Source organism: Rhodococcus sp. IEGM 1341 (assembly GCF_030056895.1).
GTDB lineage: Bacteria > Actinomycetota > Actinomycetes > Mycobacteriales > Mycobacteriaceae > Rhodococcoides.
Map to the genome: position 1 here is coordinate 68,768 of NZ_JASHKV010000003.1, position 15,233 is coordinate 84,000.

Sequence of the window (15,233 nt, forward strand, 5' to 3'; positions counted from 1 at the left end):
GGTTCATCCACAGCCTCCGGGTTGTACACAGGGCAATCGGCGACCTGTAATCACCGGGGAGTGAACCGATCGCGGGCACTAGCGTCCTCGAGCATGGGCGGCAACGACGATCGGGCACACACGGTGGCGCGATTGAACTCCGTGCGCAGACAACACGATTCCGACCGCGATCGCGTCGTGCCCGAGGAGCCGGGACCTGACGCCGGATCCACCGACCCGGATTGGCTGCTGCCGCAAGCGGAACGATCAGGCACCCCGTGGTCGGCCTTGCTGCCGTCGCGATGGCGATCCGCCCGCGTCGACCCCGGGAAACCGGGGGCAGTGGCGATGGCGGCGGCCGGGGTGTTCGTCGTGCTGGTGGCGGGATTCGCGGTGCTTCGAGACGCACCGACTCCGGCACCTGCGCCGCCGCTCGCCGTGGTCGCGACCGGCACGGCTGATGCCGACGACACGGTGGATGCCGACGACGTGGTCGATCCGGTGCCCAGCGCCGACGCCGAACTCGTGGTGAGCGTCGTCGGGCTCGTGACGAGCCCCGGATTGGTTCGGGTGCAACCGGGTTCGCGAGTCGCCGACGCGCTGGCTGCGGCAGGCGGCGCAGTGGAGGGCGCCGACCTGCTGGCGCTGAACATGGCCGCGCGAGTCGCCGACGGTGATCAGATCGTCGTCGGAGCAGTGCCGCCGGACGCCCCTCCACCGGTCAGCAGTACCACTTCCGGGATCGGCACATCGGCAGACGGCAGCAGCGGCGCACCGGTCGGTGGCGGAGGTTCCACACCCGATGGGAGGGTGGACCTCAACGCCGCGACCGTCGCAGAACTGGACGCGTTGCCCGGGGTCGGGCCGGTCACCGCGACCTCGATCGTCGGTTGGCGAGAGACCAACGGCCGCTTCGCAACCGTGGATCAACTGTCCGAGGTGGACGGGATCGGGCCCGGCCGACTGGCGAAGATCCGAGACCTGGTGCACGTCGGATGACCACCGAGGCCGCCACGACCGGTGCCGAGCAGACCGAGGATCGTCAGCCCTTCGATGTGCGACTGGTCCCGGCCGCTGCGGTGTGCTGGTCGATCACCGCGATCGGAATTCTCGGAGGCCCGGGTGCTGCTCTCCCTGCTACCGCGTCTGCGGTGGCGGTGGTGCTGCTCATCGCAGTATCCCTGCACCGGTTGTCGATTCGGCGCGCCTTGCCTGGTTCGAGTCGGTCCGGTGCGGCCGCGGTGATCGTGCTGGCGCTGTGCTTCGGGGGAGCGATCTGGCTTCAGATGCACTCGTTGGCCGAACATCCCGTCGCAGCGGCCGCGGAGAACCGAGCGTGGATCACCGCGTCGGTGCTGTTGGAAGAGGACCCACGCCGGTTGTCGTCCGCCGGACCGTCGACGGTGATGGTGAAGGCAGAGATGACGCGCGTCGATGTGAGCGGCAAGGCACTGCACGTCGGTGGTCGGGTGTCGATCGTTGCTCCGGAGTCGAGTTGGTCGGCACTGCTGCCCGGCCAGGAGGTCACCGTACGGGGCCGGCTCGGTGCGCCGATCAGGCCGGACATGAGTGTGGCCGTCATCCGCACTTCGGGTCCGCCCGTCACCGTGACCGAGCCCGGGGCGATCTCCGCTACCGCCGACACGTTCCGGTCGAATCTGGCAGCGGTAGCGCAGAATTCGATGCCACCGGATCGTGCAGGTCTGTTACCCGGGCTCGTGGTCGGAGACGTCTCGCGGCTGGACGAGACGGTGGCCGAGAACTTCCGGGCGGCAGGCCTGACGCATTTGACGGCTGTGTCCGGCGCAAATTTTTCCATCGTGATCGGCGCGGTTCTGTTGGTGTTGCGAGGTATCGGAATCGGGCCCCGCGCGACGGTTGCGGTGGCGTTCGTCGTGCTCGTTGCGTTCGTGATCGTGGCCAGGCCGTCGCCGAGTGTGTTGCGTGCCGCAATCATGGGGTCGATCGGCCTGCTCGCCCTCGTCACCGGCAGACGGCGGCAGGCGGTACCGGCGCTGTGCGGAGCGGTGTTGGGTTTGCTCGCGTGGTGGCCGAGGTTGGCGGTGGATGTCGGATTCGTGCTGTCGGTGTTCGCCACCGCAGGGCTCGTGCTCGTCGCTCCGATCTGGGTCGACTGGCTTAGAGCGCGCGGCTGGCCCAGAGCGGCAGCGGAGGTGGTGGCCGTAGCCGCGGCGGCGCACGCGGTGACGGCACCGGTGGTTGCGGCCATGGCCGGAACGTTCAGCGTGGTGGGAGTGGCGGCGAATGTGTTGGTTGCACCTGTCGTCGCTCCGATCACGGTGGTGGGGATCGTCACGGCAGTGATCGCTGCCGTCAGCGGCTCGCTGGCGGAACTGGTCGCGCAGCTGGCGTCCGCACCGCTGTGGTGGTTGATCACGGTGGCGGAGAGGGCCGCGTCGGTGCCGGGCGCGGGCATCGTCGTCCCCGACGGCGTCGGAGGCGCAGCACTCGCGGCGTTCTCGACGGTCGCGCTGCTGACGGCGTTGCGTTTCACCGTGTTTCGTTGGCTGGCCGCGGCGGTGGCGATAGCGGCACTCGCGATGTGGACGGCACACGTTCTGTGGTGACCGCTCGGACGAAGCGGATGCCGAGTGTGTCGGCCGCGCATGGCACGATCATGGTCGTGACTTCGAGTGTGGCTCCTCTGCATCTGGTTCTCGGCGACGAGGAACTTCTGATGGATCGCGCGGTAGCCGCGATCGTGGCTCAGGTGCGTGCGAGTGCTGCGATACCAGGGGAGGACCTGCCGGTCACGCGGTTGCGCACCGGCGATGCCAGCGCCCCGGAGCTCGCCGAACTGCTCAGTCCCTCACTGTTCGCCGAGGACCGTGTTCTCGTGCTCGAGGCCGCCGCCGAGGCAGGCAAGGACGCCGCAGCGCTGGTGCTCGACGCGGCTACCGATCCGCCCGAGGGTGCTGTGGTGGTGGTCATGCACTCCGGCGGCGGCCGGGCCAAGGCGATGGTCGGAGCGCTGCAGAAATGCGGCGCACAGGTGCACGAGTGCGCCAAGCTCACCAAGCCCGCCGAACGCATCGACTTCGTGCGCGGAGAGTTCCGTACCGCCGACATCCGGGTGAGCGGCGACGTGATCGAGGCGGTCGTCGAGTCCGTCGGCAACGAACTTCGCGAATTGGCTTCGGCCTGTTCGCAGTTGGTCTCCGATACCGGGGGCAAGGTCGACCTCGCCGCGGTGCGTCGGTACTACTCCGGCAAGGCCGAGGTCTCCGGATTCGACGTCGCGGACAAAGCGGTGATCGGAGACCGAGCCGGCGCTCTCGAGGCTCTGCGCTGGGCGATGCACCGGGGCGTGGCGCACGTGCTGCTCGCCGACGCGTTGGCCGATGCCGTCCGCACCATTGCGTTGGTGGGTTCGGCGGGCCGCGGCGACCCGTTCCGAATGGCAGGGGAGCTGGGGATGCCGCCGTGGAAGATCAAGAAGGCGCAGGGCCAGGCGCGCGGCTGGAACGGGCGATCCATAGCCCAGGCGCTGCGCGTGGTGGCGCAGCTCAATGCAGACGTCAAAGGTCAAGCAGCGGACGCGGACTATGCGGTGGAGAAAGCAGTGGCCGAGGTCGCATCACTGGGTAGGTAGCGTCGGCAGAGTGCAGAGAGCACGAAAAAGCCCGCTGCATCCTGATCGGATGCGGCGGGCTCGATCGAGCTCAGTGATGGATCAGAGCTTGTTGACTGCGAGAGCCAGTGCCGACTTCTTGTTGGCGGCCTGGTTCTTGTGGATGACGCCCTTGCTGGCGGCCTTGTCGAGCTTGCGGCCTGCATCGAGAAGAATCTCGGAAGCCTTGTCCTTGTCGCCCGCAGCCTGTGCCTCGCGGAACGAGCGGATGACGGTACGAAGCGAGGACTTCACCGACTGGTTGCGCAGGCGTGCACGCTCGTTGGTGAGAATCCGCTTCTTCTGGGACTTGATATTGGCCACGCGTAAAATCCTTGTCGTCTTCGTCGGTATTCCGGTCAGGGCGATCCATGCTGGAATGCCCGAAGTCTGCTGCTGAGCGTTGGAGCCCTGCGCCGAAGATCGAGAATACCAGTACCGCTGGGCAGAACCCAATTCGGACTCTCCTCGAACACCGTTTCAAGAAATTAACGCTTCCACCGCGCCTAACTCCTGTCTCTGTAGCAACATGGCCAGAATGAGTCCGCGATCGGCAACGCATGCCGCCACCAAGGCCAAAGCGACCAGAACCAAGACAGCGGATCGCGTCGAACCCGAGCTCGACGGGGTGTTCGGGGGATACTCCGACGTCGGCAAGTACAGTCTCGCCTTCGACGAGATGTTCGACGCGGACGGGCGCACCCGAACTCCGTACAAGGGCATCCACACCGCGCTCGCGCCGGCGAACGCAGTGGACCTGGACGCGAGATCCGACGCGCTGGGACGCGCCTTCATCGACCAGGGCATCACGTTCTCCCTGTCGGGCCAGGAACGCCCGTTCCCGCTCGACCAGGTTCCCCGCGTCATCGCCGCAGGTGAATGGTCACGACTCGAGCGCGGCATCAAGCAGCGCGTCAAAGCCCTCGAGATGTTCCTGGCCGACATCTACGGCGACCAGGAAATCCTGCGCGACGGCGTGGTCCCGAAGCGGCTGGTGACCTCCTGCGAGCACTTCCACCGCGAAGCGGTCGGCATCACACCGCCCAACGGTGTGCGCATCCACGTCGCCGGCATCGACCTGGTTCGTGACGCCCAGGGCACTTTCCGAGTGCTCGAGGACAACTTGCGGTCTCCGTCTGGCGTGTCCTACGTCATGGAGAACCGGCGCACGATGGCCCGGGTGTTCCCCGACCTGTTCGCCAGCCATCGCGTCCGCGCCGTCGGCGATTACGCCTCGCACCTGCTGCGAGCACTGCGCGCATCGGCCGCCCTCAACGAGGCCGATCCGACCGTGGTGGTTCTCACTCCCGGCGTGGCCAACTCGGCGTACTTCGAGCACTCGCTGCTCGCGCGACTGATGGGCGTCGAGCTCGTCGAGGGACGTGACCTGTTCTGCCGAGACAACATCGTCTACATGCGCACCACCGAGGGCGAGCGTCAGGTCGACGTCATCTACCGGCGTATCGACGACGACTACCTCGACCCCATGCAGTTCCGGCCCGACTCGGTGCTGGGAGTGGCAGGTCTGGTCAATGCCGCCCGCGCTGGCAACGTCGTCATCTCGAGCGCCGTCGGAAACGGCGTCGGCGACGACAAGCTCGTCTACACCTATGTTCCGACGATCATCGATTACTACATGGGCGAGAAGCCGTTGCTGGCCAACGTCGACACGTTCCGGTGCTGGCTGGACGACGAGTGCGAGGAAGTCCTCGACCGCATCGACGAACTGGTCATCAAGCCGGTGGAAGGTTCGGGCGGCTACGGCATCGTCTTCGGACCCGACGCCTCGCCGAAGGAACTCGCCACCATCAGCAAGAAGGTTCGCGCAGATCCGCGCGGTTGGATCGCCCAACCCGTCGTGCAGCTCTCGACGGTGCCGACCAAGATCGGTGACCGATTGGTACCCCGCCATGTCGACCTGCGGCCGTTCGCCGTCAACGACGGCGACGACGTCTGGGTGTTGCCGGGCGGCCTGACCCGGGTGGCGCTGCCGGAGGGATCCCTGGTGGTCAACTCCAGCCAGGGCGGTGGCAGCAAGGACACCTGGGTGCTCGCCACCCGAACCTCTCAGGAGGAGCAGGAACTTGCCGGCGAGGAGATCGTCAGCGTTCCGCCGGAGTCACCGATGGCCGAACAGGGTCCGGAGCTGACGATGGACCAGCAGATGAATCAGCAGCAACAGCAACAGCAGCAACAACAGCAGGCAACGAACTCGGACTCGAACGGCGGTGGACAGTAAATGCTCGCGCGCAACGCAGAGTCGCTCTACTGGATCGGACGGTACGTGGAGAGAGCGGACGACACTGCCCGCATTCTCGACGTCACCGTCCACCAGCTACTCGAAGACGCCACGGTCGATCCCGACCACACTTCGCGCGTGTTGTTGCGAGTACTCGGGTTCAAGCACGAGCCCGATGTCTCGCTCGACGTGTGGTCGCTGACCGAGGTCGTCGCCTTCAGCCGCGACGGATTGGGTTCGATCGTGGACTCGCTGTCGAGTGCCCGTGAGAACGCCCGTGGTGCGCGTGAAGTGACGTCCAGTGAGATGTGGGAATGCTTGAACACCACGTACAACGGGCTCAACGAGCGCATCAAGGCGTCCAAGCGCACCGGCCCGGCCGAGTTCTTCAGCTACATCGAGGAGCGCGCCGCGATGTTCGCCGGTCTCGCGGACTCCACCCTCAGTCACGACGACGGCTATCGCTTCCTCCTGCTCGGTCGCTCGGTCGAGCGCATCGACATGATCGTTCGATTGTTGCTCTCGCGAGCCGGTGACCGGCCGTCGTCGCCGGCGTGGGTCACCGTGCTTCGCTCGGCCGGTGCACACGACACCTACCTGCGCACCTACCGCGGCGCGCTCGACGCGCAGCGAGTTCTCGAATTCATGTTGTTGGACAGGCTCTTTCCGCGATCGGTGTTCTACGCACTCAACGAGGCGGAACGTTCGCTCGATCAGCTCGACCATCAGCCCAACAGTCGAGTCGGTGCGCGCGCCGAGGCTCAGCGCCTACTCGGTCGCGCTCGTAGCGAACTCGAATTCCTCCGTCCCGGTGAAATTCTCGACGATCTGCAGGAGCGCTTGCTCTCGCTGCAGGAAACCTGCCGTGAACTCGGTGATGCGATCTCCAAGCAGTATTTCCACGCCGCCCCGTGGGTCGCGTGGACCGATGCCGGCTCCGGAACATTCGAAGATCAATTGGAAGGTGAACTGTGAGCTGGCGTATGCGTGTCGTGCACACCACGGGCTATCAGTACGACGCACCGGTGACGTCGTCGTACAACGAGGCTCGGTTGACGCCGCGAAGTGACAATCGGCAGAACGTGATTCTGAACCGAGTCGAGACCAACCCGGTGACGCGTTCCTACCGCTACACCGACTACTGGGGGACAGCGGTGACGGCGTTCGATCTGCACGCACCGCACACCGAGCTAGAGGTCACCGGATCGTCGGTGGTCGAGACCGATCCCTTCGTCTACCCGGACGAGAACGCCTCCTGGGAGGAACTCGCGAGCGAGCCGGTCATCGACCGCTTCAACGAGGTCCTCGACAACACCGAATACGTGCCGAAGAACAGGCAACTCGCGTCGGTGGCGAAGAAGCTGTCGAAGGGCCTACCGCCACAGGAATCGGTGGTGGAGATCTCCAACTGGGTCAACCAGGAGATGTCCTACGTGCCGGGAACCACCGGCGTGCACACCTCGGCCGTGGAAGCGTGGTCGGAAAAGAAGGGCGTCTGCCAGGACTACGCCCACCTGACGCTGCTGATGCTGCGCAGCATCGGCATCCCCAGCCGGTACGTCTCGGGTTACCTGCATCCCAAGAAACAGGCCGCGATCGGTGCGACGGTGGAGGGCCAGAGCCACGCGTGGATCGAGGCCTGGACCGGTGCGTGGTGGGGCTACGACCCGACCAACGCCATCGCCGTCAACGAGCAGCACGTCTCGGTCGGACTCGGCCGCGACTACGCCGACGTGCCGCCGCTCAAGGGCATCTTCTCCGGCGGCGGTTCGACGGCTCTCGACGTGGTCGTGGAGATCACCCGGTTGGCGTGAGCCTGGTACGCGTTGTGCGCCCGTTCATGGGCGCACAACGCGCACCCATCAGTTCCAGCCGAAGTCGCGGCGCAATCTCTTTGCGACGGAATCGAATTGGGGCTTGCTCAGAATCGCACCCTCGCGTCGGATGCCGTCCTCGGGCACGTCGAGCACTCGATCCAGACGAATCCAGCTCGGTCGGCCTTCGGCGTCCCACGGACCGGACCCGATCGACTGCCAGTCACGGTCTCCGTCGCGGCTGCTCTGACTCGACAACATCAGGCCGAGCAGATCGTTGCCCTCGCGGCCGATGACCAACACCGGGCGGTCCTTGCCCTGGCTGGCGTCCTCCTCGTAGGTGACCCAGGTCCAGACGATTTCGCCGGGGTCGGCCTTGCCGTCCAGGTCGGGGGAGTACTCGATGGTGCGGGCGCGTTGCGCAGTGGGCCTGGTCTGCGACGCCACCGGTCGGCCCGGACGAGGAGTCGGAGCAGACGTGCGTGTGGCCGTCCCGCTGATCGCGTCCTTGCCCTTCTGTAGGGCTCCGGACTTCTGTAATTGACGCAGCAGTCGGGGACCCTCGCGCATCGCGATCTTGCTCAGTTCCTTGCCGAATCTGCTCCAGTTGCCAGCCATGCGGCGAGTGTAGCGATGCAGACTCTGCTGCTCATCGCCCGAACCGCGGCGACGAGAACACCCGAGTCGGACAGCCGGGGACGGCGCACCGTTCTCGGCGTGGGACGATAGGGAAACCCGTTCGCTCATTTCGAACACGCCAGCCGAAGGATACGAGTGCCCAGCTTCGCCGACACGACGTTCACCGATCCGTCCAGGATCAGGAACTTCTGCATCATCGCCCACATCGACCACGGCAAGTCGACGCTGGCCGACCGGATGTTGCAGCTCACGGGCGTCGTCGACGACCGGTCGATGCGCGCTCAGTACCTGGACCGGATGGATATCGAGCGCGAGCGCGGCATCACTATCAAGGCGCAGAACGTCCGGCTCCCGTGGGTCGTCGACGGCGAGGAATTCGTGCTGCACCTGATCGACACGCCCGGCCACGTCGACTTCACCTACGAGGTATCGCGCGCCCTCGAGGCTTGCGAAGGTGCAGTGCTGCTCGTCGACGCCGCGCAGGGCATCGAGGCGCAGACGCTCGCGAACCTGTACCTCGCTCTCGACAAAGAGCTCACCATCATCCCGGTGCTGAACAAGATCGACCTGCCCGCCGCCGACCCGGACCGCTACGCCGCCGAGATCGCCCACATCATCGGGTGCGAGGCCGACGACGTGCTCCGCGTGTCCGGTAAGACGGGTGTGGGCGTCGAGGAACTTCTCAACGAGGTCGTCAAGCTGGTTCCGGCCCCGGTCGGCAACCCGGACGGGCCTGCCCGCGCGATGATCTTCGACTCGGTCTACGACACCTACCGCGGCGTCGTCACCTACGTTCGCGTCGTCGACGGTGCGCTGAATCCGCGCGAGAAGGTCACGATGATGTCGACCGGCTCGACGCACGAGCTGCTCGAGGTCGGGATCGTCTCACCCGATCCGAAGGCGACCAAGGGCCTGGGCGTCGGCGAAGTGGGTTACCTCATCACCGGTGTGAAGGACGTCCGTCAGTCGAAGGTCGGCGATACCGTCACCACCTTCCGCAAGGGTGCGACCGAGCCGCTCACCGGCTACCGCGAGCCCCGTCCGATGGTGTACTCGGGCCTCTACCCGCTCGACGGTTCGGATTACCCCGACCTGCGTGACGCTCTCGAGAAGCTGCAGCTCAACGACGCGGCACTGACGTACGAGCCGGAGACGTCGGTGGCTCTCGGCTTCGGTTTCCGCTGTGGCTTCCTCGGTCTGCTGCACATGGAGATCACCCGCGAGCGGCTCGAGCGAGAGTTCAACCTGGACCTGATCTCGACGTCGCCGAACGTGGTCTACCGCGTCGAGATGGAAGACGGTGCCGAGCACATCGTCACCAACCCGTCGTACTGGCCCGAGGGCAAAGCGCGCGAGGTGTTCGAGCCGATGGTCAAGTGCACCATCATCTCGCCGAGCGAGTTCATCGGTTCCATCATGGAACTGTGCCAGGGACGACGCGGAGAACTCGGGGGCATGGACTATCTGTCCGAGACCCGCGTCGAGCTGCGGTACACCATTCCCATGGCCGAGATCATCTTCGACTTCTTCGACATCCTGAAATCCCGAACACGCGGATACGCCAGCCTCGATTACGAGGAGATCGGCGAGCAGGCCGGTGCGCTGGTCAAGGTCGACATCCTGCTGCAGGGCGAGGCCGTGGACGCGTTCTCGGCGATCGTGCACAAGGACAACGCCGCGGCCTACGGCAACAAGATGACGACCAAGCTCAAGGAACTGATTCCGCGCCAGCAGTTCGAGGTGCCGATCCAGGCCGCCATCGGATCTCGCATCATCGCCCGCGAGAACATCCGCGCGATCCGCAAGGATGTGCTGGCCAAGTGCTACGGCGGCGACATCAGCCGTAAGCGCAAGCTGCTCGAGAAGCAGAAAGAGGGCAAGAAGCGGATGAAGACGATCGGCCGCGTCGAGGTGCCGCAGGAAGCCTTCGTTGCCGCACTGTCCTCGGAATCCTCGTCGGACAAGCCCAAGAAGTAACCTCACACCTTTTCTGTCGACTGCACGCCCCCGCTCGGATCGGGGCCGGGGCGCAGTTGTCAGTGAGGGCGCGCGGTCCCCACCACCTCCAGTCGCACATGGCGGGCGAGTACATTTCGAACCTGTGACGACGCCGATTCTGAAGCAGCTGCGTGTTCCCGTTGTCGGTGCGCCGATGGCAGGCGGCCCGAGTACTCCCGAACTCGCCCGTGCGGTGTCGGAGGCAGGTGGGCTCGGCATGATCGCCGGTGCACTGTTGACGCCGGAAGCCTTTGCGGCGCAGATCGATTCGGTGCGCGGTCTGCTGTTCGGTGTCAATCTCTTTCTGCCGGAGGAGCCATCGGGTGCGGATGTGGCGTCCTATTCCGAGCACTTGACGTCCTGGTTCGAGCGTTTCGACGCGGAGCCGGGAGAGTTGGTGCGCCGGGACGACTTCTACGCCGAGAAGTTCGCCTGGCTGCTGGCACACCCGGTACCGCTGGTGTCGAGTACGTTCGCGACGTTCGACGCGGACGAGGTCGCCCAGTTGCACGCCGTGGGAACCGAGGTGTGGGCCACCGTCGCCACCGCGTCGGACGCATCGGTGGCCACCGCGAACGGGGTGGACGCGCTCGTGGTGCAGGGACCCGAAGCGGGCGGGCACCGAGGCACGTTCGACGGGTCGGCCCCGGACGAGCCACTGACCGAACTGCTGATCGCAGTGCGTGAGACATCCGACCTACCGCGAATCGCCGCGGGGGGACTGATGGACGGCAACGACATTGCGCCACTGCTCGATTCGGGTCTTGCGCACGCGGCTCAGCTCGGTACGGCGTTGTTGAACACACCCGAGGCCGGCACCAAACCCGTACACCGCGAGCAACTGACGCTCGCTCCCGACACCGCGGTGACCAGGGCATTCTCCGGCCGCCCTGCGCGGGGTCTGGTGAACGAATTCATGCGCGAGAACTCCGACGCCGCGCCGCTGGCCTATCCCGATCTGCACTACCTGACCGCACCGATGCGAGCCAAGGCCGCGGCGGCAGGCGATCCGTCGGGCCTGTCGATGTGGGCGGGCACCGGTTTTCGCCGGGCACAGGCGAAACCCGCGGCCGAGCTGATCGCCGAATGGGCGAGGCAACTCGGCCGCTGAGCCCTCCCTCTCAGGGGTTGGAGTGGGCGGGCTGGAAGTGCCCTGCCAACTGAGCCTCCTCGGCGCGGATGACGTGCACCACCGCGTTGATGAGTGCGAGGTGGGTGAACGCCTGCGGGAAGTTACCGAGGTGACGGCCGGTGCGGTGGTCGATCTCCTCGGCGTAGAGCTTGAGTGGGCTCGCGTACCCCAACAGACGCTCGCAGAGGTGCTTGGCGCGAGGGAGCTCGCCGATCTCGACCAGCGCCGACACCAGCCAGAAGGAGCAGATCGTGAACGTCCCTTCCTCGCCGGCCAGACCGTCGTCGGTGGTGTCGGTTCGGTAGCGCAGGACCAGGCCGTCCTCGGTCAGCTCGTCGGCGATGGCGAGCACCGTCGCGCGGATGCGTTCGTCCTCTGCAGGCAGGAATCGAAGCAGCGGTGCGAGCAGCAGTGACGCATCGAGCGACGGGTCACCGTAGCGCTGAGTGAGGACACCCCGAGAATCGGTGCCGTTCTCGAGAATGTCGGCCTTGATCTCGTCGGCGATCTCGTTCCACTTGGCCGAATACTCCTTCTCGCCGTGGATGTCGGCGAGCTTGGCTCCGCGGTCGAGTGCGACCCAACACATGAGCTTCGAGGAGGTGAAGTGCTGCGGTTCACCACGCACCTCCCAGATGCCGCGGTCGGGCTTGCGCCAGTTGGCGATCGCCTCCTCCACCTGTCGCTTGAGCAGGGGCCACAGGAATTCGGGGACGTGCTCGCGTGACTTGACGTGCAGATACACCGAGTCGAGCATCGTGCCCCAGATGTCGTGCTGCTCTTGGTCGTAGGCTCCGTTGCCGATGCGGACCGGACGTGCGCCGTCGTATCCGGACAGGTGCGGCAGTTCGCTCTCGTCGAGTGTCTTCTCGCCGCCGATGCCGTACATGACCTGGAGCGGATTGACCTCGCCGTTCGCTGTTGTCGCCACATCGGACATGAACGCGAAGAAGTCGTTGGCCTCCCGGTCGAGTCCGAGTGTGTAGAGGCCCCACAGTGCGAACGTCGAGTCGCGTACCCACGTGTAGCGGTAGTCCCAGTTGCGTTCTCCACCAGGCGTTTCCGGAAGCGAGGTGGTCGACGCCGCCAGCAGTGCACCGGTGGGGGCGTAGGTCAGTCCCTTGAGCGTCAGGGCGCTGCGCTGAAGGTAGCCCCGCCACGGGTGATCGGGGAACCGGCCGATCGTGATCCACTGCCGCCAGCATTCGGACGTGCGCCACATCTTCTCCGCGGCCTCCTCGAAAGTCTGCGGCGCAGGCAGATCCGACCACGACAGAGCGACGAACACGTTGTCGCCCTCCGTCATTCGAGTGCGGGCGCGGGCTTCACGTCCTTCGATGCCGATGCGGAGATTGGTGGTCAGCTTCAACGTGGGCTGATCGCCGCCCGCACTGGCCTCGCAGGTGGCGGTGGTCTCCTCGTACACCTTGCCGGTGTACTCCCACTTAGCCGGCGCGCGGTGGTAGTCGAAGGCAGGCTCGCAGCTCATCTCGAGTTCGACTGTGCCGCTGACGCACTTGATGGTGCGCAGCAGGATGTGTTCGGCGTCCCAGTCGCTCGGTGCGCGCTTGTGGGTGCGAGAGCGTTGATCGGTGTTGTGCCACGGTCCCATGACGAGTGCGTCGCGGACGATGAGCCAACCGGTCTCGGTCTGCCACGTCGTCTCGACGATCAGGCCACCGGGCAGATACCGCCGTGCCGCGGGCACCGACTGACCGTACGGCCCGACACGGAAATGGCCTGCACTGCGATCGAGAACCGCGCCGAAGATGCTGGGGGAGTCCGGCCGAGGCACGCACATCCACTCGACCGATCCGTTTCGAGCGATCAAGCAGGTCGTCTCGCAGTCCGAAAGGAACGCATAGTCGTCGATCGGCGGAAAGGCGCTCCGGTAGGACGTCAGGGTGGACACCGGTGCGTCGGTGCTGCCCAACGCTCCCTGGACCTCGACGCCGCCCAACCCTGGATGCCCCGACCCCATGGCGGGCTCGTCGGCCACCGGGGGCACTGGCGAAAGATCTTCGTATGCCGTCATGGCGTAATCATCGACCGATAGATGGCACGCGTCCACTGCTGGTCGTCGATCGGCGTGGCGTGGCGTGGAACGAGCTGGTTTAAGCTGCGAGGGTGGAATCGATCGCACGCTGGTGGGACGGCGTCGAACTGTGGGTGACGGGTTTACCGTTCGTGCCACAGTCCGTAGTCGTGCTGCTGGTCATCGTGCCTACCGCGTTCCTGCTGGCACGCGTGTTCGACCGCGTGCTCGCGGTGGTTCTGCACGTGCTCGGGCGTGATGCACGAGCTGCTCGCGACGCGGAGCCGACGGGTGCGGCCACCACTACGACGAAGGATGGACAGTAATGCCACGGTCTCGGGTCACGTTGGCGCTCATCGCGCTACTGGTGCTGGTCGTCATCGCCTGGTTGCTCACTCGATAGCCGATTAGAGTCGGTCCGGAACCTCTGCTAGATTTCTGACCGTGTCTTCTGCCGCCGAGTACCGCGTCCGCCATCAGTTGGCGTTGATTGCTGTCGGCATGCTGGCAGTCGCCGATATCGACTGTTGTTGATTCTTTCCTTCGTCGAATCGGTTCCGTCGATCCGTTGCCCACGCGCCTACTTCTCGCGGTCGGGCGGTTCACGACGTACTTTCTGCCGCTCACGGTGATCTCGCGATGACTCGCGGCCACGGTGGTGCTCCGGTTCGACCTCGGGAATGTCGACTCTGCCCAGCTCGCACTCACTGCACACCATCATGAAAGGCCTTTTCTCGATGAGGCATAGCTCTCGATACCTGCTGACCACGTTCGCGGCCGTGGGAACCCTTCTACTCACTGCTTGCGGCGGTGGATCGAGTGACGTCGTCGGCGGTGAGCCGGATACCGCGAGCGGCCCCGCATTGACCCTCGTGGGTTACGCCGTCCCCAAGAACGGTTGGGACGCAATCGGTCCGGCATTCGCCGCAACCGAGGACGGTGACGGAACGGCGATCAACGCGGACTACGGCGCATCGGGCAACCAGTCACGCAAGGTGGCCGACGGCGCACCCGCCGATATCGTCAACTTCTCGGTCGAGCCCGACATCACCCGTCTGGTGCAGGCAGGCAAGGTCGACGAGGACTGGAACCAGAATGCCTACGCCGGAGTGCCGTTCGGCTCCGTGGTGACCATCGTCGTGCGCGAGGGCAACCCCAAGAACATCCGTACCTGGGACGATCTGATCAAGCCCGACGTTCAGGTCATCAGCCCCAGCCCGCTCAGCTCGGGCTCGGCCAAGTGGAACCTGCTCGCTCCCTATGCGGCGAAGAGCAACGGCGGCCAGGACAAGCAGGCCGGTCTCGACTTCGTTCGCACACTCGTCGCCGATCACTTCCCGGTTCAGCCCGAATCCGGCCGCGCCGCAACCGAAGCCTTCCTGCAAGGCCAGGGTGATGCGTTGCTGAGCTACGAGAACGAAGCACTCCTGATCGAGGAACAGGGACAGAACGTGGAGCACGTCGACGTTCCCGTGACATTCCGCATCGACAATCCCGTGGCAGTGATCAACGACAGCGCCAATCTCGATCGCGCCAATGCGCTGAACGATTTCGTCTACACCGACGAGGGCCAGAAGATCTGGGCGGAGGCCGGTTTCCGACCGACGAACCCGGACATAGCCTCGGAGTACTCGGACAAGTTCTTCACCCCCGAAAAGCTGTACACCATCGATGATCTCGGTGGCTGGACGCAGGTGGACGCGGACCTGTTCGGCGACAACGGCGCAATTGCCACGATCTATCAGGAAAGTACTCGGTAGAGATCG

Annotated in this window: 14 protein-coding genes; 11 read left to right on the forward strand and 3 right to left on the reverse strand. The window is 65.4% G+C overall.

Annotation, left to right across the window (positions count from 1 at the left end; all coding sequences use genetic code 11):
• Positions 1-93 precede the first annotated feature (93 nt).
• The 3 genes from QM615_RS09735 to holA are packed head-to-tail and all read left to right on the forward strand — an operon-like array spanning position 94 to position 3,592.
• Complete coding sequence (locus QM615_RS09735) at positions 94-978, forward strand: ComEA family DNA-binding protein (RefSeq protein WP_149406218.1); 885 nt, start codon at positions 94-96, stop codon at positions 976-978.
• Positions 975-2,567 (forward strand): ComEC/Rec2 family competence protein, encoded by a 1,593-nt coding sequence (locus tag QM615_RS09740; protein WP_149406217.1) that lies wholly within the window; start codon positions 975-977, stop codon positions 2,565-2,567. Before QM615_RS09735 ends, QM615_RS09740 begins: the two co-directional genes overlap by 4 nt.
• Before the next feature lie 50 nt (positions 2,568-2,617).
• A complete protein-coding gene (gene holA / locus QM615_RS09745) occupies positions 2,618-3,592 on the forward strand; it encodes a DNA polymerase III subunit delta (protein WP_223145645.1) in 975 nt (324 codons plus the stop codon).
• Positions 3,593-3,673: 81 nt separating this feature from the next.
• Here the strand turns inward: holA and rpsT are convergent, their stop codons facing one another.
• The gene (gene rpsT / locus QM615_RS09750) at positions 3,674-3,934 is read right to left on the reverse strand and encodes a 30S ribosomal protein S20 (RefSeq protein ID WP_027497522.1); all 261 of its coding nucleotides are present in this window, start codon (positions 3,932-3,934) and stop codon (positions 3,674-3,676) included.
• Between the two features lie 355 nt (positions 3,935-4,289).
• Here rpsT and QM615_RS09755 point away from each other — a divergent pair, with 355 nt between their 5' ends.
• The 3 genes from QM615_RS09755 to QM615_RS09765 are packed head-to-tail and all read left to right on the forward strand — an operon-like array spanning position 4,290 to position 7,663.
• Complete coding sequence (locus tag QM615_RS09755; RefSeq protein WP_255183248.1) at positions 4,290-5,849, forward strand: circularly permuted type 2 ATP-grasp protein; 1,560 nt, start codon at positions 4,290-4,292, stop codon at positions 5,847-5,849.
• A complete protein-coding gene (locus QM615_RS09760; protein WP_068052387.1) occupies positions 5,850-6,824 on the forward strand; it encodes an alpha-E domain-containing protein in 975 nt (324 codons plus the stop codon).
• 8 nt (positions 6,825-6,832) lie between these two features.
• Positions 6,833-7,663 carry a transglutaminase family protein gene (locus QM615_RS09765; RefSeq protein WP_094671346.1) on the forward strand — a complete coding sequence of 277 codons (831 nt, stop codon included), beginning with the start codon at positions 6,833-6,835 and terminating at the stop codon, positions 7,661-7,663.
• A gap of 48 nt (positions 7,664-7,711) precedes the next feature.
• On the opposite strand, the gene QM615_RS09770 is transcribed toward QM615_RS09765, so the two are convergent.
• On the reverse strand, positions 7,712-8,281 hold the full coding sequence (locus QM615_RS09770; RefSeq protein WP_149406215.1) for a type II toxin-antitoxin system PemK/MazF family toxin: 570 nt from the start codon (positions 8,279-8,281) through the stop codon (positions 7,712-7,714).
• A 150-nt stretch (positions 8,282-8,431) separates the two neighbouring features.
• Between QM615_RS09770 and lepA the strand changes: the two genes are divergently transcribed.
• Both lepA and QM615_RS09780 read left to right on the forward strand, forming a co-directional pair.
• Positions 8,432-10,279 (forward strand): translation elongation factor 4, encoded by a 1,848-nt coding sequence (gene lepA, locus QM615_RS09775; protein ID WP_371829190.1) that lies wholly within the window; start codon positions 8,432-8,434, stop codon positions 10,277-10,279.
• 124 nt (positions 10,280-10,403) lie between these two features.
• The gene (locus QM615_RS09780) at positions 10,404-11,411 is read left to right on the forward strand and encodes a nitronate monooxygenase (protein WP_149406214.1); all 1,008 of its coding nucleotides are present in this window, start codon (positions 10,404-10,406) and stop codon (positions 11,409-11,411) included.
• 10 nt (positions 11,412-11,421) lie between these two features.
• On the opposite strand, the gene QM615_RS09785 is transcribed toward QM615_RS09780, so the two are convergent.
• The gene (locus QM615_RS09785) at positions 11,422-13,413 is read right to left on the reverse strand and encodes a glycoside hydrolase family 15 protein (RefSeq protein ID WP_410482241.1); all 1,992 of its coding nucleotides are present in this window, start codon (positions 13,411-13,413) and stop codon (positions 11,422-11,424) included.
• A 146-nt stretch (positions 13,414-13,559) separates the two neighbouring features.
• Between QM615_RS09785 and QM615_RS09790 the strand changes: the two genes are divergently transcribed.
• From QM615_RS09790 to QM615_RS09795, 3 genes are all read left to right on the forward strand, one after another.
• Positions 13,560-13,793 carry a hypothetical protein gene (locus tag QM615_RS09790; protein WP_068052375.1) on the forward strand — a complete coding sequence of 78 codons (234 nt, stop codon included), beginning with the start codon at positions 13,560-13,562 and terminating at the stop codon, positions 13,791-13,793.
• Positions 13,794-13,911: 118 nt separating this feature from the next.
• Positions 13,912-14,001 carry an Ms4533A family Cys-rich leader peptide gene (locus tag QM615_RS22370; protein WP_310180897.1) on the forward strand — a complete coding sequence of 30 codons (90 nt, stop codon included), beginning with the start codon at positions 13,912-13,914 and terminating at the stop codon, positions 13,999-14,001.
• A gap of 203 nt (positions 14,002-14,204) precedes the next feature.
• Positions 14,205-15,227 (forward strand): sulfate ABC transporter substrate-binding protein, encoded by a 1,023-nt coding sequence (locus QM615_RS09795; RefSeq protein ID WP_149406212.1) that lies wholly within the window; start codon positions 14,205-14,207, stop codon positions 15,225-15,227.
• Positions 15,228-15,233: the final 6 nt, after the last annotated feature.

Bases quoted from the DNA above. Each gene is read 5' to 3' on its own strand.
- QM615_RS09740 (WP_149406217.1), top strand. From the start codon at position 975: ATGACCACCGAGGCCGCCACGACCGGTGCCGAGCAGACCGAGGATCGT.
- QM615_RS09735 (WP_149406218.1), top strand. From the start codon at position 94: ATGGGCGGCAACGACGATCGGGCACACACGGTGGCGCGATTGAACTCC.
- QM615_RS09765 (WP_094671346.1), top strand. From the start codon at position 6,833: ATGCGTGTCGTGCACACCACGGGCTATCAGTACGACGCACCGGTGACG.
- QM615_RS09795 (WP_149406212.1), top strand. From the start codon at position 14,205: ATGAGGCATAGCTCTCGATACCTGCTGACCACGTTCGCGGCCGTGGGA.
- QM615_RS09755 (WP_255183248.1), top strand. From the start codon at position 4,290: ATGTTCGACGCGGACGGGCGCACCCGAACTCCGTACAAGGGCATCCAC.
- QM615_RS09785 (WP_410482241.1), bottom strand. From the start codon at position 13,413: ATGGGGTCGGGGCATCCAGGGTTGGGCGGCGTCGAGGTCCAGGGAGCG.
- holA (WP_223145645.1), top strand. From the start codon at position 2,618: ATGGTCGTGACTTCGAGTGTGGCTCCTCTGCATCTGGTTCTCGGCGAC.
- QM615_RS09760 (WP_068052387.1), top strand. From the start codon at position 5,850: ATGCTCGCGCGCAACGCAGAGTCGCTCTACTGGATCGGACGGTACGTG.
- QM615_RS09770 (WP_149406215.1), bottom strand. From the start codon at position 8,281: ATGGCTGGCAACTGGAGCAGATTCGGCAAGGAACTGAGCAAGATCGCG.